Source organism: Planktothrix rubescens CCAP 1459/22, assembly GCA_904830895.1.
In the GTDB taxonomy this organism is placed as follows: domain Bacteria; phylum Cyanobacteriota; class Cyanobacteriia; order Cyanobacteriales; family Microcoleaceae; genus Planktothrix; species Planktothrix agardhii.
This window is the reverse complement of the sequence record LR882958.1, coordinates 4,065,822-4,092,721: the sequence shown is the minus strand read 5'-3', so window position 1 is coordinate 4,092,721 and position 26,900 is coordinate 4,065,822. Positions and strand designations below refer to the sequence as shown.

At 41.0% G+C, this 26,900-nt stretch carries 19 protein-coding genes, 1 pseudogene and 1 CRISPR repeat array; of the genes and pseudogenes, 10 read left to right on the top strand and 10 right to left on the bottom strand.

Annotation, left to right across the window (positions count from 1 at the left end; all coding sequences use genetic code 11):
- Positions 1 to 119 precede the first annotated feature (119 nt).
- A pseudogene (locus NMG86_RS18825) lies at positions 120 to 1,369 on the bottom strand (RNA-guided endonuclease InsQ/TnpB family protein).
- A 295-nt stretch (positions 1,370 to 1,664) separates the two neighbouring features.
- Here NMG86_RS18825 and NMG86_RS18820 point away from each other — a divergent pair.
- On the top strand, positions 1,665 to 5,888 hold the full coding sequence (locus NMG86_RS18820; protein WP_026796249.1) for a response regulator: 4,224 nt from the start codon (positions 1,665 to 1,667) through the stop codon (positions 5,886 to 5,888).
- Here NMG86_RS18820 and cysE read toward each other — a convergent pair.
- Positions 5,868 to 6,683 carry a serine O-acetyltransferase gene (gene cysE, locus NMG86_RS18815; protein WP_026785646.1) on the bottom strand — a complete coding sequence of 272 codons (816 nt, stop codon included), beginning with the start codon at positions 6,681 to 6,683 and terminating at the stop codon, positions 5,868 to 5,870. The two genes, NMG86_RS18820 and cysE, sit on opposite strands and share 21 nt — an antisense overlap.
- Positions 6,684 to 7,034: 351 nt before the next feature.
- Here cysE and mrdA point away from each other — a divergent pair, with 351 nt between their 5' ends.
- From mrdA to NMG86_RS18800, 3 genes are all read left to right on the top strand, one after another.
- Entirely contained in the window at positions 7,035 to 8,843 is a 1,809-nt protein-coding gene (gene mrdA, locus NMG86_RS18810) for a penicillin-binding protein 2 (protein WP_026785647.1), read from the top strand.
- 529 nt (positions 8,844 to 9,372) lie between these two features.
- Positions 9,373 to 10,418: direct repeats of the CRISPR family, unit length 36 nt; unit sequence GTTTCCAATCAATTAATTTCCCTAGCGAGTAGGGAG.
- 2,288 nt (positions 10,419 to 12,706) lie between these two features.
- Entirely contained in the window at positions 12,707 to 13,030 is a 324-nt protein-coding gene (locus NMG86_RS18805; protein WP_026785657.1) for a hypothetical protein, read from the top strand.
- Complete coding sequence (locus NMG86_RS18800) at positions 13,027 to 13,410, top strand: aspartyl protease (RefSeq protein WP_026785658.1); 384 nt, start codon at positions 13,027 to 13,029, stop codon at positions 13,408 to 13,410. The genes NMG86_RS18805 and NMG86_RS18800 overlap by 4 nt, the downstream gene beginning before the upstream one ends.
- A 112-nt stretch (positions 13,411 to 13,522) precedes the next feature.
- On the opposite strand, the gene NMG86_RS18795 is transcribed toward NMG86_RS18800, so the two are convergent.
- From NMG86_RS18795 to NMG86_RS18770, 6 genes are all read right to left on the bottom strand, one after another.
- Complete coding sequence (locus NMG86_RS18795; RefSeq protein WP_026796248.1) at positions 13,523 to 14,524, bottom strand: zinc-dependent alcohol dehydrogenase family protein; 1,002 nt, start codon at positions 14,522 to 14,524, stop codon at positions 13,523 to 13,525.
- Positions 14,525 to 14,664: 140 nt separating this feature from the next.
- Positions 14,665 to 15,924 carry a dihydrolipoamide acetyltransferase family protein gene (locus NMG86_RS18790; RefSeq protein ID WP_043939096.1) on the bottom strand — a complete coding sequence of 420 codons (1,260 nt, stop codon included), beginning with the start codon at positions 15,922 to 15,924 and terminating at the stop codon, positions 14,665 to 14,667.
- Between the two features lie 88 nt (positions 15,925 to 16,012).
- On the bottom strand, positions 16,013 to 16,459 hold the full coding sequence (locus NMG86_RS18785; protein WP_026785661.1) for a YlqD family protein: 447 nt from the start codon (positions 16,457 to 16,459) through the stop codon (positions 16,013 to 16,015).
- Between the two features lie 159 nt (positions 16,460 to 16,618).
- Positions 16,619 to 18,571 (bottom strand): AMP-dependent synthetase/ligase, encoded by a 1,953-nt coding sequence (locus NMG86_RS18780; protein WP_026796246.1) that lies wholly within the window; start codon positions 18,569 to 18,571, stop codon positions 16,619 to 16,621.
- 162 nt (positions 18,572 to 18,733) lie between these two features.
- Entirely contained in the window at positions 18,734 to 18,859 is a 126-nt protein-coding gene (locus NMG86_RS18775; RefSeq protein ID WP_264477046.1) for a hypothetical protein, read from the bottom strand.
- 8 nt (positions 18,860 to 18,867) lie between these two features.
- On the bottom strand, positions 18,868 to 19,044 hold the full coding sequence (locus NMG86_RS18770) for a hypothetical protein (protein ID WP_158295776.1): 177 nt from the start codon (positions 19,042 to 19,044) through the stop codon (positions 18,868 to 18,870).
- 340 nt (positions 19,045 to 19,384) lie between these two features.
- On the opposite strand from NMG86_RS18770, the gene NMG86_RS18765 reads away from it, so the two are divergent.
- The 4 genes from NMG86_RS18765 to NMG86_RS18750 all read left to right on the top strand — a co-directional run bounded on the left by NMG86_RS18765 (position 19,385) and on the right by NMG86_RS18750 (position 23,484).
- A complete protein-coding gene (locus NMG86_RS18765; RefSeq protein ID WP_026785664.1) occupies positions 19,385 to 20,146 on the top strand; it encodes a PspA/IM30 family protein in 762 nt (253 codons plus the stop codon).
- Between the two features lie 469 nt (positions 20,147 to 20,615).
- Complete coding sequence (locus NMG86_RS18760) at positions 20,616 to 20,783, top strand: hypothetical protein (RefSeq protein ID WP_233422924.1); 168 nt, start codon at positions 20,616 to 20,618, stop codon at positions 20,781 to 20,783.
- A gap of 83 nt (positions 20,784 to 20,866) precedes the next feature.
- Complete coding sequence (gene grxC / locus NMG86_RS18755) at positions 20,867 to 21,178, top strand: glutaredoxin 3 (protein WP_026796245.1); 312 nt, start codon at positions 20,867 to 20,869, stop codon at positions 21,176 to 21,178.
- Positions 21,179 to 21,426: 248 nt separating this feature from the next.
- A complete protein-coding gene (locus NMG86_RS18750; RefSeq protein ID WP_026796244.1) occupies positions 21,427 to 23,484 on the top strand; it encodes an elongation factor G in 2,058 nt (685 codons plus the stop codon).
- A gap of 187 nt (positions 23,485 to 23,671) precedes the next feature.
- Here NMG86_RS18750 and NMG86_RS18745 read toward each other — a convergent pair whose 3' ends face one another.
- Both NMG86_RS18745 and NMG86_RS18740 read right to left on the bottom strand, forming a co-directional pair.
- Positions 23,672 to 24,142, bottom strand: coding sequence for a DNA phosphorothioation-associated protein 4 (locus tag NMG86_RS18745; RefSeq protein WP_026796243.1), 471 nt, complete (start codon positions 24,140 to 24,142; stop codon positions 23,672 to 23,674).
- Positions 24,143 to 24,160: 18 nt separating this feature from the next.
- Entirely contained in the window at positions 24,161 to 24,487 is a 327-nt protein-coding gene (locus tag NMG86_RS18740; protein WP_026796242.1) for a nucleoside triphosphate pyrophosphohydrolase, read from the bottom strand.
- Between the two features lie 90 nt (positions 24,488 to 24,577).
- Between NMG86_RS18740 and NMG86_RS18735 the strand changes: the two genes are divergently transcribed.
- Together NMG86_RS18735 and gltX are read left to right on the top strand one after the other, a co-directional pair.
- Positions 24,578 to 25,330: a class I SAM-dependent methyltransferase gene (locus NMG86_RS18735; RefSeq protein WP_026796241.1), complete on the top strand. Its 753-nt coding sequence runs from the start codon at positions 24,578 to 24,580 to the stop codon at positions 25,328 to 25,330.
- Positions 25,331 to 25,442: 112 nt separating this feature from the next.
- Positions 25,443 to 26,891, top strand: a complete 1,449-nt coding sequence (gene gltX, locus NMG86_RS18730) for a glutamate--tRNA ligase (protein ID WP_026796240.1) — start codon at positions 25,443 to 25,445, stop codon at positions 26,889 to 26,891.
- Positions 26,892 to 26,900: the final 9 nt, after the last annotated feature.

Below are 26,900 nucleotides of genomic sequence, written 5' to 3'. Positions count from 1 at the left end.
ATTTTTTCAACACAAATCAATCAAATTAGGAGTAAAATACTATTCTTAACCTTAACCTCTGTTTAGACCGCCAATGACCTATCTCTACGAACTTCAAAAAGCAAGATAGATTGACACTCTCAGGTCTGAAGACACTGAGATTCTAACTTCAACCTAGACACTTGCTCGACCAGATTTTTATCAAGAGGAGTAGAGGTTTCTAGTCCATTAGCGTTACTTTGGAGATGCCCTCCCCTAGCTTGTTGACCAAGATTAAGAATATTAATTGCGGCATTTGTATCTCTATGCAACTCACATCCACAAGTACAAATATGGGTGCGGGTTGATAGAGATTTTTTCACTATTACCCCACAATTAGAACATTTTTGGGAAGTGTAATGGGGTGCAACAGGAATTGCTAACTTATCAAACTTAGCTGCAAAATATTCTATCCATTTCCGAAACAAATACCAACTGGCATCACTAATTGATTTAGCCAAACAATGGTTTTTAACTAAATTTCTAACACTTAAATCTTCATAGACCACTACATCGTTTGATGTGCATACGTTACGCGCCGTTATCTTGGCGTGTTCATTCCGTTGTCTACTTACTTTCAAATGTTTTTTACTGTAAACTTTCCTAGCTTTCCGTCTCCCCGATGAACCCTTAACTTTTTTATAGATCCGTTTCTGAGACTTTTTAATGGATTGCTCCGCTTTTCTCAAAAACTTAGGATTAACTTCTTGATATCCATTGGAGTCTGTGTAAAACGACTCAATACCAACATCAAGTCCTATTTCCTTTCCGGTTTTGGGTTGAATATCGGTGACATTAATATTCAGACAAAATTGTGCGTAATATCCATCGGCACGACGAATTAAACGCACCCGTTTAATATCTTTAACATTGTATGTTTGGATATCCCATTTCCCCAACAATTTAACTTTACCCCCCCCCAAACCCCCCGTGCACGGGGGGGCTAGGGGGGGGCATTTTTATCGGTAAAGGTAATCTGTCTTTTAGTTGGGTGTAATTTCCATCCCGATGTTTTATATTCAACGGAACGACAATCTTTTTGGAATTTGGGATATCCTTTTTTACCGGAAATCTTTTTCTTACAATTGTCGTAAAAACGACTAATGGCAGTCCATCCTCGCTCGGCGGCGGATTGGACTGCCATTGAATTTAGGTTGGCAACAAAGGGGAATTGATTCCTGAGAGTTGTGGAATATTTGTTGAGTGCAAATCTATCAATTTTTAATTCTCTTGAATTATCCATCCAATACCGAATCGCTTTATTGCGAATGAATTGGGTGGTGCGAATTGCTTCATCAATCGCTTTATATTGATTGGGTTTGCCTTTACACTTGTATTCCAGAACTATCATAAAAATTTCCTGTTTTCGACCTAATACTATGTTAACATAAATCATGAGAATATTCACGGGGAATAAATTCCCCTGGGTCGCTTTTCATCTGGTGGTCTAAAGCCACTGAGTTTTCAATCTCCCAGACTTTTCTTATAAAGATAGAATTGATGGAGGTGGGATTCCCATTTAGCAGTTGCAAGGATTGTAACTGCCGATTGAGGAACTCTACGGTTGTACAGGATCATAGTTTTGAGAAAGTGGGTGTAAATACAACCTCGTTTCCTACCAAATAGCACGTTTAAGGTCACACGCCATGAAATTGCGAAAAAAAACACTGATGATTATTGGTGCAGCCCTGATTGGGTTAATCGTGGCAATGTATATTAGTGCCTCCTTACTGTTAGTGCATGATTTTAGTCAATTGGAAAGTCAGTATGTCCGTCAAGATATTATTCAGGCTTTAAATGCGATTAATGATGATTTAGATAGTTTAGACTTAATTGCTCAGGATCAAGCAAAATGGGATGATACCTATAGCTTTATTGATGTTCACAACTATCAATATATTGCTTCTAATTTAGTTGATACTACCTTTGCCGACCTCCGACTCAATTTATTGATTCTGATTAATTCTCAAGGTAAAATTGTTTTTAGTAAAGGATTTGATTCCCAACGCCATCAGGAAACACCGATTCCCCCAAGTCTTTCCCCCCATCTTGCCTTAAATAGTCCCCTTTTAGCCAGTCTCAAACAACCCGATTTAACTCCCGTTGCCCGTCAAGGAATTATTGTTTTACCAGAAAATCCATTACTGATTGTTTCACGGCCAATTTTGACCAGTTCCGCATCGGGGCCCAGTCGAGGAGTCTTGATTTTAGGACGTTATCTTGACCCCTCAGAAATTCAAAGATTACAGGAAATTAGCCAACAGTCTTTGAGTTTGAATCCTATTGTTGAAGAAATGGCTAGTAGTCCGATTCTATTGTCTCCGCAACTGCAACCCTATACTGAAACAATTATTGATCCTAATGCTATTCAGTTGCAATCTTTGAGTATAGAAACAGCGATCGCATCCGCCACTATAGCAGATATTTATGGGAAACCCAAATTACTGTTACAAGTTCAAGTTCGTCGTCCTATTTATCAACAAGGTCAGACAACCTTAGCCTATTTCACCTTATTTTTATTAGTGGTTGGGTTGATTTTTGGAGGCATCACCCTATTATTGTTAGAAAAATTAGTGCTTTCTCGACTCACCCATCTGAATAATTCTGTGAATGAAATTCGGGAAACGGGAAATTTGAGTTTGAGAATTGAGGCGACGGGTAAGGATGAATTATCAAGTTTAGCCGAAGCAATTAATGGAATGTTGCAAGCCCTAGCAGATGCCCAAGTTCAAGGTCAAGAAAGTGAGCAACGCTATAGATTAATGGCGGAAAATTCAACGGATATGATTACCCGTCATTCTCCCGAAGGAGTATTTTTATATGCGTCTCCGGCCTGTCGTAGTTTATTAGGATATGAACCGGAAGAATTAATCGGAAATCAGTTACCCCGTTTTATCTATCCCGATGATTTAGATGTAATTATTAAAGCCTATAAAATCATTTTACAACAAAATGTTATCTACACAATTGAATATAGAATTTGTCACAAAAACGGCGATTATATTTGGTTTGAAACCACCAGTAGTTCCATTCGAGATGCCACCACCGGAAGTGTGTATGAAATTATTGGGGTATCCCGAGATATTACCGAACGGAAACAACGGGAACAACAACTACAAGATAGTGAATCTTCCATTAGAACCCTATATCAAATTACTTCTTCTCAGGACTTCACCTTTGAAACTCGACTACAAGCAATTTTAGAATTGGGCTGTACTAAATTTGGGTTAGAATATGGCATTTTATCCGAGGTTAAAATCAATGATATTATCTCAAAAGAAGATGGTCAAGAAGATAGTTATTCTTATAAAATAAGAGCCGTAATTGCCCCCGATCAATCTATTCAAACCGGACAAATTTATAAACTAGAAGATACCTTTTGTCAAGTCACAATTAACGCCAAACAACCCCTTTATTTTGAATCAATAAAATTTTCTGGTTTGCCCTTTTGTCCCGCCCATAATATTTTCCCCATTGCAGCCTATATGGGGACTCCAGTAATTGTAGATGCAGAGGTTTATGGAACCCTCTGTTTTTGGAGTTCTCAAGCCTTATCAGAGCCGTTTCAAGCCGTAGATCGAGATTTATTAAAATTAATGGCACAATGGATTGGCAGTGAAATTGAACGTCAAGAAACCGCTAGTGCTTTAGCCAAGGCAAGGGATCAAGCCTTAGCAGCAACCCGGGCAAAAAGTGAATTTTTAGCTACTATGAGTCATGAAATTCGGACTCCGATGAATGCGGTGATTGGGATGACAGGATTATTATTAGATACTGCCCTAACTCCCATGCAGCAGGATTTTGTGGAAACCATTCGCAGTAGTAGTGATGCTTTACTCTCTTTAATTAATGATATTTTAGATTTTTCTAAAATTGAATCGGGAAAACTAGATTTAGAAAATCATCCCTTTTATTTAAGAACTTGTATTGAAGAATCCTTAGATTTATTGATCACTAAAGCAGCCAGTAAAAACCTGGATTTAGCATATTTAATTGATCCTTGTATACCTACCCAAATTATTGGGGATATGGCGAGATTACGTCAAGTTTTAGTTAATCTTTTAAGTAATGCGGTGAAGTTTACAGACAATGGAGAAGTCGTTGTATCCGTTACAGCCGAAAAACTCAATGATTCTAATATTTATTCTAGTAAAATTAGGGAAAAACAACCCGAGAAAGAAAGTTCTATAAATTCTTCAATATCCTGTTCTTTATATGAAATTAAATTTGCTGTTCAAGATACGGGAATAGGGATTCCCGCTAATAGAATGGATCGACTTTTTCAATCTTTTAGTCAGGTAGATTCTTCAATTAATCGTCAATATGGTGGCACAGGTTTAGGATTAGCGATTAGTAAACGATTGGCGGAACTCATGGGAGGCAAGATGTGGGTAGAAAGTCAAGGGGCGACTGCGGGAGATCCCCCGGTAAATTTCAAACTTGAACAATCATTAGATTCCTTTTGTCTGTTAGATGAAGATGAGCATAAAACCGAAAAAATTAAACAAAATCGTCAGGGTTCAACCTTTTATTTTAGCGTTATTACTGAGTCCTGTTCTAATTTATCTCCTGAATGGTCAACCCTGAATAAATTAGCTGGAAAACGGTTATTAATTGTCGATGATAATGCCAGCAGTAGACAAATGTTAAAGCTACAAACTCAAGCCTGGGGAATGTCCAGCCGAACAGTTAGAAATGGGGTTAAGGCACTGGAATGGTTGCAGCATAAACAATTTGATATTGCAATTATTGAAATGGAAATGGCATTGATGGACGGGTTAACTTTAGCCAAACAAATTCGTCAATTACCTTCCCATAAAAAGTTACCCTTAATTTTATTAACATCTGTGGGAGGAGAAAAATTAAGTAAATCTAAATCTATGGAGATCGCAGCTTGTTTAAATAAACCAATTAAACAATCCCAGCTTTATAACGTTTTAATTAATATTTTAGGAAAGGAACCTTTAGAAGTTCATGTCCAGAGTCAAACCTATTTACACAGTCGAAATCGCGGAACATTGCGATCATCCCAGGATATTCCTTTACTAGCTGAAAAATTACCCCTGAGAATTCTATTAGCAGAAGATCATCTAGTTAATCAAAAAGTAGCATTACAAATTTTACAACGAATGGGATATCGGGCAGATGTGGCCGGGAATGGTTTTGAAGTCTTAGAAGCCTTGCGTCGTCAACCCTATGATGTGATTTTAATGGATATGCAAATGCCCGAAATGGATGGGTTAGAAGCGTCTCGTCAGATTCAAAAACTATATGGCAATTCCGAGAAATCTCAACCGATGCGACCGAGAATTATAGCAGTAACCGCCAATGCAATGGAAAGCGATCGCAATGAATGTATTAGTGCGGGTATGGATGACTATATTAGTAAACCAATTCGCATAGAACAATTGATCAATGTTTTAAGTAAATGTCAGCCCCTAGTCAACCCAACCCCAAATTTAGATACTGAATTTACCCCCTATAACCCCTCAAATTCAACTTTAAATCCACTGATTTTAGATGCTAAAGTTTTACAAGGATTACGAGAGGTAGAAGCCCTAGAAGAAGTAATTGAAATTTACTTTGATACCGCCCCCGAACTGTTAGAAAATATTGCCAAAGCCATCGACAAAATAGACGCTGAGACTTTACAACCTGCGGCCCATTCTTTAAAATCTATTAGTGGAACCCTCGGTGCTTTTGGATTATCGGAATACTGTCAAAAATTAGAAACCCTAGCCCGTCAATGTAATCAAACTCAAAATCCCCTATCTCAATCTGAAGCCGAAAAAATATATGCCCAAATTCAAACTGAATTTGAGCAAGTTAAAACCGCACTACAACAAGAATTAAATCCCAGCACCATCTAAAAATTGTTGAATAGTTCTATCTTTTATCCGACAATGGGTAGCCGTCGAAACCGAGTATTCCTGACCATAATGGGTGGTTTGTTCCTGAACCGATAACCTATCGGGGTTGGGACAGTATTCTAATTTCAGAGCCGCTTCGAGTTGATTTTGAGCCACAGAGGATTGCTGTTGTAGGGACTGTACTTGTTGTTCCAATAGTTCAATCCGATCTACTAACATCCGAATCACCTGCGCCTCCGAGTCAGGGAGACTGCCATGTTCGAGGGGATCAATCCGCACCCCAGAGCGATAGACAATCCTACCCGGAATCCCGACCACGGTACAATTAGCAGGAACATCCCGCAGAACCACCGATCCGGCCCCAATCCGAACATTCTCCCCCAATTGAATATTACCTAAAACCTTGGCTCCGGCGCCGACCACCACATTTTCCCCCAGGGTGGGATGGCGTTTACCGCTTTCTTTTCCTGTGCCTCCCAGGGTGACGCCTTGATAAATCAGGCAAAAATCCCCTAAAATAGCCGTCTCACCAATCACAACTCCCATACCATGATCGATGAATACGCCCTTACCAATCACAGCCCCAGGATGAATTTCGATTCCCGTCAGAAACCGAGCCAGATGGGAAATTAGACGGGGGATAAAGGGAAGCCCAAAACCATATAACCCGTGTGCTAGGCGGTGGAATAATAAAGCCTGAAGACCGGGATAGCAGAAGATAACTTCTAACCAGTTGCGAGCAGCAGGATCACGTTCAAAGATAATGCTGAAGTCATGTTGAAGGGTCTTGAGCATTGATTAATAACCCGTTATTGTTATACAGACTACTACTCCCATTTTAGGGGATGACGGTATTTTGATCGGATGTACAATGTATTCTTTTCAGGTTCGGATTTCCGAATTGACCCTTGCAAGATAAGTTTTCCTAATTAATATGCTGTTAATATTCACTTTTTTAATTATGTTTTTGGCAGTTCTGGTCATGGAGGAAGGAATTTTCTCTATCATTGATGTGATTACAGGACTACACTTACCCAATTCGATCAGTTTAGTCGTACTATTAGTCCTACTCTCTTGGTGCTTGGAAGATTAAACTAGGGTTAAAGTCAACCCACAATAACAATCTATTTTAAAATTTGGAGAATTATGGAAACTAATTATTCTTGGGGTCGGAATCGGGATGATCGTCAAACAGAAATTTCCTGGCGAGCCAATCAAAAACGAGAAATTCGTCCCCTCTATCGTGCGGTTTTTTTAATGTTACTCACAACTCTAGCCATGGGTGTGCATTCTTTTCGGTTAGTGCAACTGCAAGTGGTAGATGGTCAGAAGAACCGAGATCGAGCCGATCAAAACCGGATTCGCATGATTCCGATTCCCTCAAATCGGGGTTATATTTTAGACCGCAATGATAAACAATTAGCCGCCAATCGTCTCACCCAGGCTTTATATGTTTGGCCGAATGAACATACCCCCCAGGAATGGGAAAAAATTGCCAAAATCCTCAGTCCAATCATTAATATAACTCCTGAACGAATTTTAGCCTCGATTGAAAAAGTTGGATATCAATCTGGAGCCTCCGTCAGAATTAGTCAGTTTTTGACCCCCCAAGCCTTTATTTGGTTAGGAGAAAAATCCTTACCCGGCGTGGAAGTCAGAAGCGAATCTAACCGTTATTACCCCGAAGGAAACTTAGCTTCACAGATCCTTGGTTATATTGGTGAAGCCACCGCCGAGGATTTGAAAAAACACCCGCAATGGCCGATGGGGATGGTTGTGGGACAGTTAGGGATTGAAGCCCAAGCCAATCAGAAACTCTCAGGGGTTTGGGGTTCCCGCTTGATTGAAGTCAATAGCATGAACCAAGAATTACGGGAATTGGGCGATAACGAATCTAAAGGGGGAGAAAATGTGAGATTAACCCTCGATTTAGATTTACAAAAAACCGCCGAAGCCGCCCTGGGAGATCGTCGGGGGGCAGCGGTGGCCTTAAATGCCAAAACCGGAGAAATTCTGGCTATGGCCAGTAGTCCCCGATTTGATCCCAATATTTTTACTAAACCCATTAGCCAAAAACAATGGGAAGAACTCCAAAATGGAGATGATCCGTTTTTAAATCGCGCTTTGCAAGGATATCCACCGGGGAGTACCTTCAAAATTGTCTCCTCAGCCGCGGCTATGGGTTCGGGTAAATTTAGTCCAGACTCAGTGATTGGTACATACCCTTCGATTACGGTGGGGGGAATTACCTTTAACGAACATAGTGGGGGTTACGGGGTGATTGGTTTTAGAGATGCCCTCGCCTTTAGTAGTAATACGTTTTATTATCAATTGGGGATGGCTGTAGGCCCGGAAGCGATCGCCGAGTGGGGGAAACGTTTAGGGATTGAGAACAACAGTTTAAAACTTTTAGGGTTGCCCGAAGGCTCAGAGGGATTTATCCCCACCCCAGAGGATAAGGAAAAAACCTATGGGGAACCTTGGTATTTAGGGGATACGGTCACCATGTCGATTGGTCAAGGGACTGTATTAGCAACTCCATTGGAGTTGGCGGTGATGGTAGCCGCGATCGCTAATGGTGGATATCGGGTTAAACCCCATCTTTTGGCGGATTTGACCCAGACCCCGGCAGCTAAACCGGAACCGACGGGACTGAAACCCGAAGCGATTCAGGTGATTAAGGATGGACTCATTTCTGTGGTTGAGTACGGGACGGGTCAAGGGATGAATGATGGTTCAATTCCTCTGACGGGGGGTAAAACCGGAACTTCGGAGGTATCGGGACAAACCGATCACTCCCTATATGTGGCTTTTGGCCCCGCCCAAAATCCAGAAATTGCGATCGCGGTCGTGGTGGAAAATGGGGGTTATGGATCTAAATCCGCCGCTCCTATTGCTAAGGCAATGTTTCAGACTTATTTTGCTAAAAGCAAATCTGGAGGCAAAGGTCAATAAAATCTGAATTAACTTTTTGTCACTAATTCCTTGCACCATTATCCCTTTCTGCCCTCTCCTCCTCCAGACTTTCTCGGCTTTTCATCTTTTTTCAGCAAGCCCTATTTCTACACCTAACCATATTTATAGCAGGGAACAGCCCCCCCTAGCCCCCCGTGCACGGGGGGCTAGGGGGGGAGGGAACACCGGATAAAAAGACTTCACCGTCTAGCTTTGCTGCATCACTCTTTGTCCTAATAGGTCTGGCGACTGCTATAACCACTAAAGCCCTAGTAAAAACTGGGGCTTTTTTTTAGTGCGATCGGAATCAATTAATTTTCCTAGCGAGTATGAATTACGAATTACGAATTACGAATTAGGTTGACGTTTCCAATCAATGAGGATTTTTACAATAATCTAATGTTTCTAATGAATTAATTTCCCTAGGAGGTAGTTGTTGCGCTTCAGCGCATCTTCTAATTTCCCTAGCGAGTAGGGAGTAAAGAAAATAAGAAGGGGTTTAATCCTTCTTATAGTGTTTTTATTCTGAGTTTCCAATCAATTAATTTCCCTAGCGAGTAGGGAGAGGGAGGGGAATTCCGCCTAACAAGTCTCACATTCCTTTACTGTTTCCAATCAATTAATTTCCCTAGCGAGTAGGGAGCCCATTGGCTGATTAGGATATAGTTTCATGTGTGTATGAACTGTTTCCAATCAATTAATTTCCCTAGCGAGTAGGGAGGATGGTCCTTCCTTTCTCAAAGGTGCTGTTAAGTTTACTCTCCCGTTTCCAATCAATTAATTTCCCTAGCGAGTAGGGAGAAAAATTATCAAGATGAATGCTTTGAAAGTTGGCTTGATTATCAATGGTTTCCAATCAATTAATTTCCCTAGCGAGTAGGGAGATTAGCCAATGATTTGATGCACCTGTTAGCCGGAAGTTTCCAATCAATTAATTTCCCTAGCGAGTAGGGAGTTCAGCAGTGCTTATTGATGCTGTTAAGTCAATGAGCAATCCAGTTTCCAATCAATTAATTTCCCTAGCGAGTAGGGAGTTGCTGCACTTGACACTGGTGTGAATCCTCTGATGGTACTCAGTGTTTCCAATCAATTAATTTCCCTAGCGAGTAGGGAGTACCTCTAAGATTATGTCTAAATTAGACATGGTGACCGCCAGTTTCCAATCAATTAATTTCCCTAGCGAGTAGGGAGGGTGTTGAAATCGAAGTTTTGATGTCTCCTGATTTAAACCGAGGTTTCCAATCAATTAATTTCCCTAGCGAGTAGGGAGCATTCCGAGCCATGTCTCAGGGTGTCTACGGGGCGGGGTTTCCAATCAATTAATTTCCCTAGCGAGTAGGGAGGATAGGAGAGTCGAGAAAGTTTCTTGACAGAGTTCCATTTAATGTGTTTCCAATCAATTAATTTCCCTAGCGAGTAGGGAGCTAAGATTGAACTGATTCCTGGTCAGTGTCTTCCTTCCTGTTTCCAATCAATTAATTTCCCTAGCGAGTAGGGAGTCCGGTCGAAAGTTCAAAACCCCTATGACGAAATTAATAAGTTTCCAATCAATTAATTTCCCTAGCGAGTAGGGAGTCTCGCCATTGGGGAACAGGTAGCAATCAATAACTTTGCTCCCTAGATTCAATTCTGCACGGATTGATCTTACAATATCTGACACTCCCTACTCGTTAGGGAAATTAATTGATTGGAAACTGCATATACTTTATTGTTGAAGCCTTTAGATAATAACTCCCTACTCGTTAGGGAAATTAATTGATTGGAAACGCAAGAGCAGCTAAAGCAGGTTTCCACCGATTAGGTGGAGGACTCCCTACTCGTTAGGGAAATTAATTGATTGGAAACTCTTAAAGTAAGGCTAGTTATCTAGCCTTACCTCCCTACTCGTTAGGGAAATTAATTGATTGGAAACACACAAAGTTACGAACTATATAAACGTCCTTGGTACTACTCCCTACTCGTTAGGGAAATTAATTGATTGGAAACAAACTAGCTAACTCTTTATCCATTAACTTTGCGAGGAAAGGCTCCCTACTCGTTAGGGAAATTAATTGATTGGAAACATCAAGTAGAATCTCTGCATCAATAGCAGAAATAGAATTCTCCCTACTCGTTAGGGAAATTAATTGATTGGAAACAGTGGAGGATTTCAACGGTTTCGGCTGTGAATTGTTTGGTCTCCCTACTCGTTAGGGAAATTAATTGATTGGAAACTCGCAGTTTTTCACTGTGTCCGTCAAATTTCCTACACTCCCTACTCGTTAGGGAAATTAATTGATTGGAAACAAGACCCTTATCAATTCCTTTTCCTGTAAAGTAATGTTTAACTCCCTACTCGTTAGGGAAATTAATTGATTGGAAACAGCTTTGGATGCTCCATGACAAGTTCAAGTCTGTCGTCATACCTCCCTACTCGCTAGGGAAATTAATTGATTGGAAACCTACCAGAGGAAATCATTATGTTCAAACATCCTTTTTGTGCCTCCCTACTCGCTAGGGAAATTAATTGATTGGAAACAGTTTTTCAGTAGTATGTCCACTATGCCACACAGTTTGAAAGTCTCGTCTCCCTACTCGCTAGGGAAATTAATTGATTGGAAACTTGTTTCACTTGTCATTTAGAGATTCCTTTGTTGTAACTCCCTACTCGCTAGGGAAATTAATTGATTGGAAACTCGACCTCGATCACCACTTCAACCGGAATCGCAACAGGCTCCCTACTCGCTAGGGAAATTAATTGATTGGAAACGTGAAGACAAAATTAGTCGAAGTTTTTTATTAATGTGAGAGGTAACTGTTGACAAAAAGAGTAGATTTCGAGTAATCTAACTTTGGGGGACACCTCTACCGCAAGAATACTGTCCCCAGCCTGACGCTCTAGCAGTAAAGGCAATTCCCCAGCCGGGGTTACGGCAAATTCCTTTGTCATTACCTAGAAATAGGTAGTTAAGACAAAATTAGTCGAAGTCTTTTATTAATGCGGAAATCGAAAAGGCTTCGACTCCACTCGACTCCGCAAATAGGAAAAAATTAGAGACTTCCGTAGCGACAAAATCTCTAACTTTTCAACTTTTGAAAAACTCCAAAAACACCCTTTTAAAACTCAAACAAACTTACTTTCCCCACTCGCTAGGAAAATTAATTCAATCCGATCGCACAAAAAAAAGCCCCAGTTTTTACTAGAGCTTTAGTGGTTAAATATAGTTAGGTGTAGAAATAGGGCTTGCTGAAAAAGTAACAGAAAAGGAACAGAATGATTTATATAGCAATCCTAAATCAGTTGTAATATTTCCATCTATCTCGACCCCTCCCAACCCTCCCCTTAGTAAGGGGAGGGCTAGGGTGGGGTTCTATATTCTGATCGCAAATCATTTAAGATTGCTATAGCAGTCGCCACATCTATTAGGACATTCTTGAAAGCTAAAAGCTGCTTACAGTAAGTATTTACCTATAGCGAGATTGCCTATTCCCTATTGCCTCTTGCTATATACACTAATTCCTTGCACCATTATCCCTTTCTGCCCTCTCCTCCTCCCGACTCTCTAGGCTTTTCATCTTTTTTCAGCAAACTCTAAATAGGCGATCGCGCCTCTCCCATCCCCCAATTTCAAAGCGCGATCGCCCTTTTTCCATCCCTTTAATAACAAGGTACAAGCGATCGCAACTCTCCCATCCCTAACTTAACAAAATAATATTTATTAGCTATAATAAAACATATAGCAATCTTAAATGATTTGCGATCAGAATATAGAACCCCACCCTAGCCCTCCCCTTACTAAGGGGAGGGTTGGGAGGGGTCGAGATAGATGGAAATATTACAACTGATTTAGGATTGCTATAGTGGAATTTACTTTATCAAAAACATGAATAACTTATCAGAGAAGCGACAAGTAAGACGGGGTAGAATCTCAAAAGCAAATACCATCCCCCCCGAAGAATTAGCAAAACGCAAAGCAGAAAGAACTCAATTAGGTCTGCGTTGCCGAGCGATATTTGAAAGACTACGCCCCCAATTAATAGATGAATATTATAATTATTTCATTGCTATCGAACCTGATAGTGAAGATTATTTAATTGCACCCCAATTACCCAAGTTAATTGAAAAAATACGCGAGATTTATGGCGAACAAGATATTAAAATGACCGCATTTCGTCTCAATGAAAGAGGAACCTGTGGCATGATATGATCGCAGGCACATTTGGTGAAAATGGGCAGTTATTCTTTGAAATTGAATTAATTGCAACTCATGGTGAATCCTTTCCAGTAGAAGTGTTGTTCGACACTGGTTTTACCACAGGTTGGCTGGCGATTAATTCTCAAGACCTACAAGCCTTACAATGGTCTTTAATTGCTCCCCAAGTCGAGATGCAGACAGCGCCGGGAGATGAGTTTTTTGATATCTATGAAGGCAAAGTGATTCTGGATGGAAAAGAATTTATTATCCCAGTTCATGTTGGCGATGAACTGCCTGAAATTTTAATAGGTTCTCAATGGCTAGAAATGATGGAGTTAGTTGTCAATAAATATAGGGGTATTTTGACATTAGATATGGTAAATTCTATGTGAAAGATTATCGAACTTAGTTTCTGCGTTTATTATCAATTAAAATTAGACAGAGGATAGGAACGGAGATTTATATTGTGCAATTCATATCCTCAGTCTCTACTGTTTATCTCAATTATTCTATTGTTAAGACTAATTTACCCTTCATTCCTCCGGCTTCTAATAGTTGATGAGCTTCCGATGCTGATGCTAAGGGAAAAGTTTTATTGACTAATATTTTTAATTTCCCTTCATCAATTAATCGGGCGCATTGTTGCAGAATTTTAGTTTGATCCAATTGATCATGAATCCGAGCTTGTAACATCGGCGTTAACATCAACTCTAAACTAATTCTTAAATTCCGTAACCGAGCCTCTTTCAAATTTCCTAATTTCGGATCGGGTTCTAAAATAGTTACCAAATCCCCATAATTTTTAACCGCAAAAACTGTTTGATAAAAAACCCCATCGCCAATAGTATCAAAAGCTAAATCAACTCCTTCTCCCCCCGTCCATTCTAATATTTGATCGACAAAATTATTTTCTTTATAATTAATTACTAAATCTGCCCCCAACTCCTGCACCAAAGCCGCAGTATCGGCAGAACTAACGGTTGTGGCAACTTCTGCTCCTTGTAATAGGGCTAACTGAATCGCTACATGACCCACCCCACCCGCACCGCCATGAATTAACACCTTTTGTCCCGGTTGTAATCGTCCCCGATCATACAATGCTTCCCAAGCGGTAATTAAAACTAAAGGAGCCGCCGCCGCCTCCACAAAACTCAAACTTTGGGGTTTCAAACTGGCAAATTTTTCATCAATAATAACTAATTCCGCATAATTGCCCGCTTCTGCACCCAAACCCCCATTGCAAAAATAAACCGCATCTCCGACTTGAAATTTTTTAACTTCTGAACCGATGGCTTCTACAATTCCCGCCCCATCACAACCCAAAATAGCGGGCATTTGATCGGGATAAAAAGTACCCCGACTGCGTAATTTGGTATCAACCGGATTAATTCCCGCCGCCTTTAAACGGACTAAAATCTCAGTATCAGATTTAATTTGAGGATCGGGTATTTCTTGAAGTTGTAAAACATTTGGTTCCCCAACTTCTGTCATGAGAACTGCTTTCATAATTTACCAATGATTAAGTTTTGTTGTTGGGCTGTTGTTGGGCTGTTGTTGGGCTGTTGTTGGGCTGTTGTTGGGCTTTAGCCCTCCATATTCTTGGGCTTTAGCCCTCCATATTCTTGGGCTTTAGCCCAACAACGAATTTACATAGTCAACGATTGAACATTGGTTTCAATCAATTTAGCTAAACTTTGTAAGAATGTTGCCGCATCCGCCCCATAAATAATCCGGTGATCACAAGTAATATTCACTTGCATTTGACGTTTAACCGCCATAGAACCATCGGCAGAAACCACTAATTGGGGACGGGACGCACCGATGGCTAAAATTGAACCTTGACCCGGAGGTAAAATCGCATCAAACTTATCGACTCCAAACATTCCTAAATTGGAGAGGGTAAAGGTTCCACTGCTATATTCATCGGGTTGTAACTGTTTCGCCCTAGACCTTTCAACTAAATCTTTCCAAGTCCGAGATAGGGAATAAAGATCAATTTGATCGGCATTTTTTAATACCGGAGTAATTAAACCACCATCGGGCATAGCCACCGCGATCGCAATATTAATTCCCGCCCGATATTGAATCCCATTTTCTACATAACTGGCATTCAAAATCGGATGTTTTTGTAATGTCATTGCCACCGCTTTTGCTAAGAGTGCCGTCATGGTGACACCCTTAGATTTCAGTTGTTTATAAAGCTGATCCAACCCATCCGTTGTAATCGTATATCCCACCCGGAATACCGGCACCGATAAACTCGCGGTCATATTTCTGACCACGGCGTTTTGGAGGGTATTCATCGCGGCGACTTGACCCAAGGGAACAGTTGCTGGAGTTGGGGCTGTCATGGGCTTACTAACAGCCGGAGCCGGGATTTGGGAGGGAGTCTGAACCGCAGCCGGACGTCCCGATGCTGTTTCCACGTCTTCCGCAATGATCCGACCATTCGGCCCACTTCCGGTTAAGGTTGCTAAATCTAAATTCAGTTCCTTGGCCAATTTGCGGGCGCGAGGCGAGGCAATAATCCGGCCATTGTTAGGAGGGGTTGGGGTTGCGACAACGGCCGTCGCCACGGGACTAGCTGCAACGGGTTGAGCCACGGCGGCGGGGGTAGCAGGGGTAGCAGAGGCGGCTTTCTGTTTGGCCTGTTCAATTTCCCCTTGGGTTTCTGCAATTAAGGCAATGGTATTCCCCACGGGGGCAGCTTCTCCGGCCGGAGTAATAATCGTGGCCAGATACCCTTCATAGAAGGATTCCACATCCATATCCGCCTTATCGGACTCAACGATCAAGACCGTTTCGCCCTTTTCAATTTTATCACCGGGGGATTTTTGCCAAGAAACGATTTTACCCTCGGTCATGGTGGAACTCAGGGCGGGCATAAAAACTTCATGAATGGCCATAAGCGTTAAAAGAAATAGAGTTCAAATGTTATCAATAGGGGTTGACTGTTAACGGTTAACGCCAAACAAGACCGTTAACCGAAACCCTTTAAATATCGCCGCGAATTTCTTCGATGAAACCATCTCGTAGAAGAATTTCTACTTGCATTTTGGTAACCAAATTGTCGCCTTCTACCACAGTAAAAATACTTTCAATTTGTCCTTGAACAACTTCCTGTTCTAGTTCTAGGGTTTGCACCTGTTGGAGTTGTTGCAAGTTTTGATTTTTCTGCTCTAAGAGTTGACTTTTCCGTTCATTCACCTCAACTTGGATACTGTCTATTTTTTGCATCGCATCCGGGCCAAGAGGTTGCAGGCTTTGGCGTTTAATTTCCGCCACCATGCGTTGTCCTTGGATTTCTAACTGTTGCAACTGACTATCAATTTGATTGATTTGGACTTGAAGTTGCTGTTGGGCTTCGTCTTTCCAACGGTTTGTGACCACCGCCTTCACATTAATCGGTCGTTTCAACAGTAATTGTTTGAGATTATCCATAAGTGGTTATGTTGTGTCCGTTATCAGTTCGCCGTCACCCGCGCAACGTAGGGGTAACGTAAATGTCACCCTTACACAATCACAAAGAGGTTTAGGAAGGTAATCACCGTGAGTTAACCATTTCGATTTAACTTGGCATGGAGCAGAGAAACTCAATCGTTAGCGGGTGACGGTTTTATACATTTCGTTAATCATATCGCGGTAATGTTCCATTACAACGGGGCGTTTGACCTTCAAGGTTTGGGTTAACATTCCGTTTTCCATGGAAAAGGGTTCTGCCAATAACTGAAATTGGCCAATCCGATCATCAATTCGATAACTTGGACGGTTTTTAACTTCCCGGTTGAGTTCTTCCCTGAATAGGTTTTGAATGATGGGACTCTCTAGGGTGATTTCCTGAGTTTGGGTGACGGTTTCTTCAGGTAGTTTCAGGGTCAGATTTTGTCGAATTGCCCACTGTTTTAAAGTATCTAAATTCGGAACAATTAATGCTCCTAAATTTTTTTGATCCTGACCGACTAACATGATTTGATCAATATAGAGACTGCGTAAACAGGCATCTTCAATGGCTTGGGGTTCGATATTTTCGCCATTGGTTAAAACAATAGTATCTTTAGCACGACCAGTTAATACTAAGTCATTTTGCGGGGATAACCAACCTAAATCTCCGGTATCAAACCAACCTTCGGCATTAATGGCTTTAGCCGTCGCTTGGGGGTTTTCAAAATACCCGGTCATCACCTGGGGCCCCCGGGCTAAGACTAATCCTTTTTGATAATATGGCAGAATTTGACGGGTTTCGGGGTCAACGATGCAAAGTTCCGTTTCTGGGATGGGTTTTCCCGATGATCCGCGTAAATTATGCCATTCCCGACGGGCACTTAATACCGGGGAAGTTTCGGTCAAACCATATCCGACTAATAATTTAATTCCGACGATTTCATAGAAATTTTCTAGGTACATAGCCAAGGAGCCACCCCCACTAATGGCAAATTTGAGTTGTCCTCCGGTGGCTTCTCGCACTTTTTGATAGACTAAGCGATCGCCGATAATTTGAAAGGGAGCGTATACCCAAGTTTTTAACTGAGCCAGAAGTTTTTCGGAAGCAGAAGCGGGCTTTAAATCTAAAGTTAATCCCTGGGCAATACGACGGGCAAAAATGTATTTTTCACTCAAGGAAAAGCAGAGATCAACAATTTTTTGTTTCTGTTCTGACTGTTCTCGAAATTGTTTTTGGGCGCTTTCATGAATAGCTTCCCAAATTCGAGGCACACTAATCATATAATGGGGTTTAAATTGCTTTAAATCCTGTTTAAAATAGCGAATATTGGTATAAACAACCGTACACCCTTGGGATAAACAAAAATATTGTCCGGTGCGTCCGAAGGTATGCCAAGTGGGAAGAATACTCAGAAATATTTCTCCGGGTTCGGGTTGAATCACATCGGGAATGGCATTAATTTGATGTAATAGGTTTTTATGGGTTAACATTACTCCTTTCGGTTGTCCGGTTGTTCCCGAAGTATAGAGCAGGGTAGCTAAGGTGTTTTGGTGAGATTTAGAAGGTTTGAGACTTGTTTTTTTTCCAGTTTCAATTAATTGATTAAAATTCAATACCGGAATAGTCGGTAAATCTCTGGAATTTGGTGTTTCATCCGATAATAAAATTACAAATTGAATCGGTAAATCTTCAATTTGCGATCGCAATTTTTTTAATAGGGAAAAGTTTTCGACAACTAGGGCGGTACTCCCACTATCTTTAAGAATATAAGCCAATTCTAAGGGGTCAGCCGTCGCCCCGCGTACCACATCGGCGGCTCCGGCGGTTAAGATCCCTTGATCCGCAATGATCCAACGGGGGCTATCATCGGAAAACAGAGCAATCCGTGGTGGTAGACTATTGGTGGTGGATTCTATGCCTAAGTTTTGTAACCCCGTGGCAAATTGTTGAATTTTTTCCCATAGTTGGGAATAGCTCAGACGGAATTCGGGTTTCCCGTGGGGGTCATCTAAAGCAATAATTTGACCAACATTTTGATCCAAAATTGGCCAGATTTCAGGAACAGATTGTACAGAAGAATAGAGGGAACGCCAGTGAGTTGAGTGAATCATAAAAACCTCGGGGGAAAAGGGGTTAACCAATCAATGCAAGTTGCTGATGTATTTAGTATGTTTATGTTCATACATCAGTTTATCAGCTTTGGCTATCCATTCTTCCAGAGAATAATTAGTATTGATATCGCAGGGTTGTCATGGGTTGAATGGGCATCAATCTCAAGGATGAGGAATCGCTAAGTCAATGGAGGCTTCAACATTTGAACTCCGAATTAAATTAATTTTCTGAGTAATATTTTTAATCGCCTCGATCATCTGTTGAATTGCTTTTGACTGTTCCCTCATGGCTATTGCTACTTGTTCGGACTGTGCATGACTTCGTGGGTAATTTCATCTGCCTGTTGGGTGATGGTGCTAATCGAACGAATCGAGCGATCCAACTGTTCGGCGGAGATGGCGGCATTGGTGGCGGCTTCGGTAATTCGTTCGGCATTTTGGGCTACCCCGATCTCAGTTATAGCAGGGAACACCGGAACAGCCCCCCCTAGCCCTCCGTGCACGGAGGGCTAGGGGGGGAGGGAACACCGGATAATACTTATAGCTATTTCATGTCAGTATTAATAATATTACAACCTATTTAGGATTGCTATAGTAAATGCCGACTTTGATATTCTTACAATCCCATCAACAACAAGGAGAAAAGTTGATTATTCCAGCTATCAAACAGGACAGTTATCCTCCTGAAAATCACCATATCTGAATTATAATCAACTCCCTATCGAGTAGGAGGTGGGACTTCTTGCTCCGATTTGGTTAAACTGTAGATAGAGGTAATCAAAAACCGTACACCGTCAAAGGAAGAACAGCGTCATGGGATTATTTGATCGCATTAGCCGTCTTGTCAGAGCCAATTTGAATGATCTGGTCAACAAAGCCGAAGATCCAGAGAAGATTCTGGATCAGGCGGTCATTGATATGCAGGAGGATCTGGTGCAGTTGCGTCAGGCCGTTGCCCAAGCGATCGCCAATCAAAAACGCAGTGAACAACAGTATAATCAAGCTCAGTCCCAAGCAAACCAATGGGAGTCTCGCGCCAAGTTAGCCCTGCAAAAAGGGGAAGAAGGGTTAGCCAGAGAAGCCTTACAGCGCAAAAAAGGCTACACGGAAACGGCTAATACTATTAAATTGACTCTGGATCAACAATTAGCTCAGGTGGATGGCCTCAAGCGCAATTTAATTCAGTTAGAGAGCAAAATCTCTGAAGCCAAAACCAAGAAAAATATGCTCAAAGCCCGGGCGCAAGCAGCCAAAGCCAATGAACAGTTACAGGGTTTATTGGGGGGTATTAATCCCAGTGGAGCGACCTCAGCTTTTGAACGCATGGAGGATAAAGTGTTGCAGTTAGAATCACGTGCTCAAGCGGCTGGAGAACTGACGGGTTCAGATTTTGAAAGCAAATTTGCAGTTTTGGAAGCCGGAAGTGATGTGGATGACGAATTAGCTGCCCTGAAAGCCCAGATTTCCGGTAGCCCCGCTCCCCAGTCCCTACCCCCCGGACAAACAACGGCGACGAGTAGTGCTCCCGTAGATGATGAGTTAGAAAAGCTGAAAAAGGAGTTGGAGAAAATGTAAGCTGGAATTGCCAGATATTATAGGGTTTGGGCTTTTTGTCAGGGGTCAAAGGTAACGGAGTGTTACAGTCACCATTGACTCCCAGAGGTTGATGGAAAGCCCTTGTCTGGAAATAGGGGAATGGGGAATGGGGAATGGGGAATGGGTAATAGGTAATGGGTAATGGGTAATAGGTAATGGGGAATGGGTAATAGGTAATGGGTAATAGGTAATGGGGAATGGGTAATAGGGAATGGGGAATACTGCTATTTTGAAAAAACTCCGATTCCTTCAGTCATCCTTTGAAATTTAGTTGTATAGTGATAATCAGTTTGATCCGGTACTTATACTTAGTGACGGATCAACTATATGACTGGATTTTATTCTTATTAATAAAGTTTCACTTATGATGGCTAAGGTACGTTTACTGATTCTTAGTTCTTTTGCGGCGGGTTTTGGGCTTTGCTCAATTATCTTTTCCGTTTTTACAATGACTTCTGAATTCAATTTTTCTACGGTATTTAGATTTATTTTAACCCTGGGTTTCTTTGTGATTAATATTTTATTTTCTTTGCATTACTATGGATTAATTTTTAAAGAATTTAAGCTAATTAATAAAATGAAAGCTCAATTGAAACGGTTTAATTATAATTTTTAATTAGGGTTTGAGCGATCGCTACCCGAAAAATAGAAATAGGTTTAAGTTAAAATAAACTATTGTTGATCTCTAGGAATTTTATCATGTTAGATGCTCTTAATGCTTTATTCGGTCGCCATCCTGAACGAAATCAAGCTAACGTCGAAATCTATACTTGGCAGACCTGTCCCTACTGTATTCGGGCTAAATTATTATTATGGTGGAAAGGGGTTAATTTCACAGAATATAAAATAGATGGGGATGATGTCGCCCGAAATCAAATGGCAGAAAGGGCAAATGGACGACGCACAGTTCCCCAAATTTTTATTAATAATCAACATATTGGGGGTTGTGATGATCTCTATCAATTAGATGGAGAAGGAAAACTAGAACCCCGATTAGCTGAACCTGCTTAATAGTTTGTTTGGCCGTTGTTTGGCCGTTGTTGGGCTAAAGCCCAATCTTTATTAGGGCTAAAGCCCAACAACGGGCTTTTTTAAATCCTTAGCCTAATTAACTTAATATTTATTTACAAAAGTTGTAATAAATTCATAATGTTTTTTTTGATTAACCAGATGTTAAATTGTGGCAAAAACTCTTTAAATTATTAGAGTAGGCGAATTGAGAAACCAGAATTTATAATTTATATTCGTGGAGAAAAAATATGTCAGAAACTGTAACAAACTTCCGTAATGTTGCCCTTGTCGGCCCCTATTTAAGCGGAAAAACCACACTTTTAGAGAGTATTTTATCCGTCACGGCCGCCACATCTCGCAAGGGAACGGCAAAAGATACTAACCGGGTTGGAGATAGTTCTCCAGAAGCGAAAGAACGAAATATGAGTGTAGAAGTTAATGCCGCTAGTACCGAATATGGTGGCATTCGTTTTACCTTTTTAGACTGTCCGGGTTCTGTAGAATTTGCCCAAGAAACCTATAATGGTTTAATCGGTACTGGATTAGCTATTGTGGTTTGTGAAGCTGATCCCGGCCGGATTTTAACCCTATCTCCTCTGTTCAAATTCTTAGATGATTGGGAAATTCCCCATCTGGTTTTTATTAATAAAATGGATCGGGTTTGTACCGATGAAGAACGTTGCGTTAACAGTTTTACTGAAATCTTAAATGCCTTAAAATCAGTTTCTACCCGTCCAGTAATTCCCCAACAATATCCCATTGGTAACGGGGAACAATTGGTCGGTTTTATTGATTTAATTACCGAACAAGCCTATCATTATCATTCCGGTGCTCCGTCTGATCCAGTCCCCTTTCCAGAATCCTTAAAAGAGGCTGAACACCTCGCCCGTCAAGCAATGTTAGAGGAGTTAGCTAATTTTGACGATCATTTATTAGAAGAACTATTAGAAGAAATTGAACCGCCTCAAGATGAAATTGTTAAGGATTTAAAAATGGAATTGGGGGCGGATTTAATTGTCCCGGTATTAATAGGAGTTGCTGAACAAGATCACGGGGTGCGGGTGCTGTTGGATGCCTTAGTTCGGGAAGCTCCAGAACCGAATATTACCGCAGAACGTCGGAGGCTAAAATCCTCGGAAGGGTTGCCCATTGCCCAGGTGTTGAAAACCTATTATAGCCCCCAAGGCGGTAAGCTCTCCCTGGTGCGGGTTTGGCAGGGGGAACTGACCGAAGGTATGACATTAAATGGGGTACGACCTGGGGGAATGTATCGGATGACCGGACAACAAACCCAAAACGTACAAACAGCAAAAACTGGGGAAATTGTGGCTTTGGGACGGATGGAAGGAATTCAAACTGGAGATACTTTAACCACTCAAGGAAATCAATTAAAAAATCCCTTACCAAAAGCGGCTTTACTTCCTGCGGTTTATGGCTGGGCTATTACTCCAGAAAACCGTAAAGATGAGGTTAAAATTAGTACGGCTTTATCTAAAATGTTAGATGAAGATCCGGCGTTAAATTGGGAACAAAATAGTGATACCCACGAGATTATTTTATGGGGTCAAGGTCAAATTCATTTGCAAGTAAGTTTAGATCGGTTACGGCGTAAATATAATTTACCGATGGTAACTAATTTACCGAGTATTCCCTATAAAGAAACGATTCGCAAAACTACTAATTCCCACGGCCGTTATAAACATCAAAGTGGTGGTCATGGACAGTTTGGGGATGTGTATTTAGATATTAAACCTCAGCCTCGCGGGGAAGGGTTTAATTTTGGGGAAACTATTGTTGGGGGTTCGGTTCCCCGTCAATATATTCCGGGGGTGGAAACGGGAGTTCGAGACTATTTAAACCAGGGGCCATTAGGGTTTCCAGTAGTAGATATAGCGGTGACATTAACTAATGGTTCCTATCATGCAGTTGATAGTTCGGAACAGGCTTTTAAACAGGCTGCCCGGTTAGCAATGCAGTCGGGAATGGAGAAATGTGAGCCAATTTTATTGGAACCTATTACTTCGGTTGAAATTTGTGCACCGAGTGATTTTACTTCCCAAATGTTTCAGTTAATTACTGGACGACGGGGGCAAATTTTAGGCTTTGAACCGATGTCGGACTGGAAGGGATGGGATAAGATTTCTGCCTATATTCCCCAGGCGGAAATGCAGGATTTAATTGTAGAATTGCGTTCATTAACTTTAGGAGTAGGTTATTTTAATTGGCAATTTGATCGTTTACAGGAAGTTCCTGAAAAGTTAACGGAACGGATTTTGGCGGCGGCTAATGGCAATGGGAAATCGTAGGTTGTAATAGTCAACGGGGGAATTACAAGAAATTGGTATTTTCCCCTGAATTAATATTTTTAGACTTTCCCAATACCGCTAGATTTCTATTTCTTCTCTTTCACTGGTATTTGATATTATGGGAATGTTGTACCCCAAAAGCAACTCTGGTTATTTTGGGATACAATATTAGGATTCCCAGGAAAATTTAACCCAGAAAACGACTTAAATCAAATTCGCCTTCTATTTGGGATGGGCGATCGTGTTCGGCCATTAAGATCAATAGTAATTGATCTGAATAATCAACCGTCCCGCGACATTCATCTCGTAATATTTCTAAGCCCCCATTGGCATATTCTTCAAAAATTAAGGCTCTTTCTTCTTCCGCTTCTAGTTGAAACGGAGATAGAAGTTTGATATTTTGGGTTTCAGCAATCGCTACTAATTTAATAATTGCATCATATCCCCGAGAAATAAAAACTTCCATAGAAATCGGCCCAGGATCACGTTTAGAAAGCCCATCAATCGGAATCCGTTTTTTGCGCCGTTTTCCTAATAATGCCGCAAAAGCAATGACATCAGCATAGGTTTGAAATGGCCCGGTTTTACTTTCTATTTCTGTGAGCGATCGCACCAATTCTGCTTTATCTTTAGCAATCTTAATTCTTGTAATAGCCATAATTAATCTGCGTAAAAATTAAGTAGATTCAGTCCAGAGTAATTTAATTTTATGTTCAAATCCTCCCTTTTCGGCTCGTTTATGATCCCGTTCTAACAAAATATGTTCATCTTCAATTCCATGGGCTTCCATTAATGCTGCTATCACTTCCAATAAATCCGCTAATTCTTGTACTAATTCATTAGGTGAAGATTGAGCTACTTCTTGGGCTTCTTCTAGCAGTTTATCCTTTAAGGCTTGACGATATTCGATTTCTGATAACGTTGTAATATCATACTGAGATCCTGATTTTTGAATCAGTTCTGGGATGCGATCGCGCACTAATTTGTTATATTCTTGATGCAAGGTCTAGTTCTCCTATGAAATAATTGCACCCGATTTTTATTTTGTACTGTTTTTTCCAGTTTAACAAGAGTTGTAATTTTTCGGTAAACAATGATCAAATCTTTATGTCGGTATTTATTCCCCATTTTTTATAGTATTGCCGTGATTCTGCTCGGATGTATCAACCCCGACCCCAGTATCGCCTTAACTCCACCTAGGGTTGATTCTGTCTATGAATACCGCACCCTTCACAGTCCCGACGGCATAGGAAAATTTTATCTTGGGAGAGAAATTGCTCAGGTGATGGGTCATGAGGGAGCCGGATGGTTGGAACGTCCCCGTCGAGAAACCTCCGAACAACCCCAACAAGCGATCGCAGCCTTAAATTTAAAACCCAGCGATATTGTCGCTGATATTGGGGCGGGAACGGGATATTTTACCTTTAGAATTAGTCCTTTAGTTCCCCAGGGAAAAGTCTTAGCCGTGGATGTACAACCGGAAATGTTGGCACTAATAAATTTTGTTAAAACCCAAGAAAATATTGAAAATATTGAACCAATTTTGGGAACCGTAGATCACCCGAATTTACCCGAATCAATCCTTGATTTAGCCCTAATGGTTGATGCTTATCATGAATTTCAATATCCTCAAGAAATGATGCAAGGAATTGTCAAAGCCTTAAAACCAGGGGGACGGGTGGTATTATTAGAATATCGTCAAGAAAATCCTTTAATCTTAATTAAAGGACTGCATAAAATGTCAGAAAAACAAGTCAAAAAAGAAATGGCTGCCGTGGGTTTAAACTGGAAAGAAACTCAAGATTTTTTACCCCAACAACATTTTTTAGTCTTTGAAAAACCTTGACTATTAACCTGCTTTAGAGAAAAATTCCTGCCGAGAGGGAACTTAATAATGGTAAGATGACGATATCTGTGCGTTTTCACGATCTATGTTAAATTAAAAATTGATATAAGTTATGACTGTTAGAGTTCGTCTTGCCCCAAGTCCTACCGGAAGTTTACATATAGGAACTGCCAGAACTGCTGTATTTAACTGGTTATTTGCCCGCAATCAAGGGGGGACTTTTCTCCTGCGGGTTGAAGATACCGACTTAGAACGCTCTCGCCCTGAATATACGGAAAATATCCTCACGGGGTTAACTTGGTTAGGTCTAACCTGGGATGAAGGGCCATTTTATCAATCTGAGCGTTTAGACCTGTATCGTCAAGCCATTCAAACGCTGATGGAGAAGGGTTTAGTCTATCGTTGCTATTGTACCCCAGAAGAACTAGATGCCATGCGAGAAGGGCAGAAGGCTAGAAATGAAGCCCCTCGCTATGATAACCGCCATCGTCACCTTACCCCCGAACAGCAAGCCGCCTTTGAAGCCGAAGGTCGTCAAGCGGTGATTCGCTTCAGAATAGACGATAATCGAGAAATTAGTTGGACTGATTTAGTCCGGGGAAAAGTCACTTGGAAGGGCGGTGATTTGGGCGGCGATATGGTGATTGCGCGGGCTTCTAGTGGGGGTGAAATTGGGCAACCTCTGTATAATTTTGTGGTGGTTGTTGATGATATTGATATGAAAATTACCCAGGTGATTCGAGGGGAAGATCATATTTCTAATACGCCTAAACAAATTCTTTTATATGAAGCATTAAATGCCAATATTCCCCAATTCGGTCATACTCCTTTAATTCTGAATGCTGAGGGTCGTAAATTATCCAAACGGGATGGTGTGACCTCGATTTCTGATTTTAGAAATATGGGATATATTCCAGAAGCCTTAACCAATTATATGACGTTATTGGGTTGGACTCCACCTGATGCTACTGAAGAATTATTTACCTTAGAAACCGCAGCAAAACACTTTAGTTTTGACCGGGTTAATAAAGCTGGGGCAAAGTTTGACTGGGATAAATTAAATTGGATTAATAGCCAATATCTTCATAAAATGCCGATACCGGAATTAACTCAGTTATTAATTCCCTATTGGCAAGAAGCTGGTTATCAATTTGACTCTAATACTGATCAATCTTGGTTAGAACAGCTTACGGCTTTAATTGGCCCTAGTTTAACAACTCTTAAAGATGCGGTGGAAATGAGCCGATTATTTTTCACCGAAAGCGTTGAGTTAGACGAAGAAGCAACCACTCAATTGCAACAGGAAAATGCGATCGCAATTGTGCAGGCAATTCAGGATAAAATAACCCAACAACGAGATCAACCCTTAACATCGGATGCTGCTAAAGCAATAATTAATAGTGCGATGAAAGAAACCAACGTCAAAAAAGGGTTAGTAATGCGATCGCTCAGAGCAGCTTTGATGGGAACCATGCACGGCCCTGATTTAATTGAATCTTGGTTATTGTTCCATCAAAAAGGGATTGATTTAATTCGTTTTCAAACTGTTTTACCGGGTTAATATTTAACG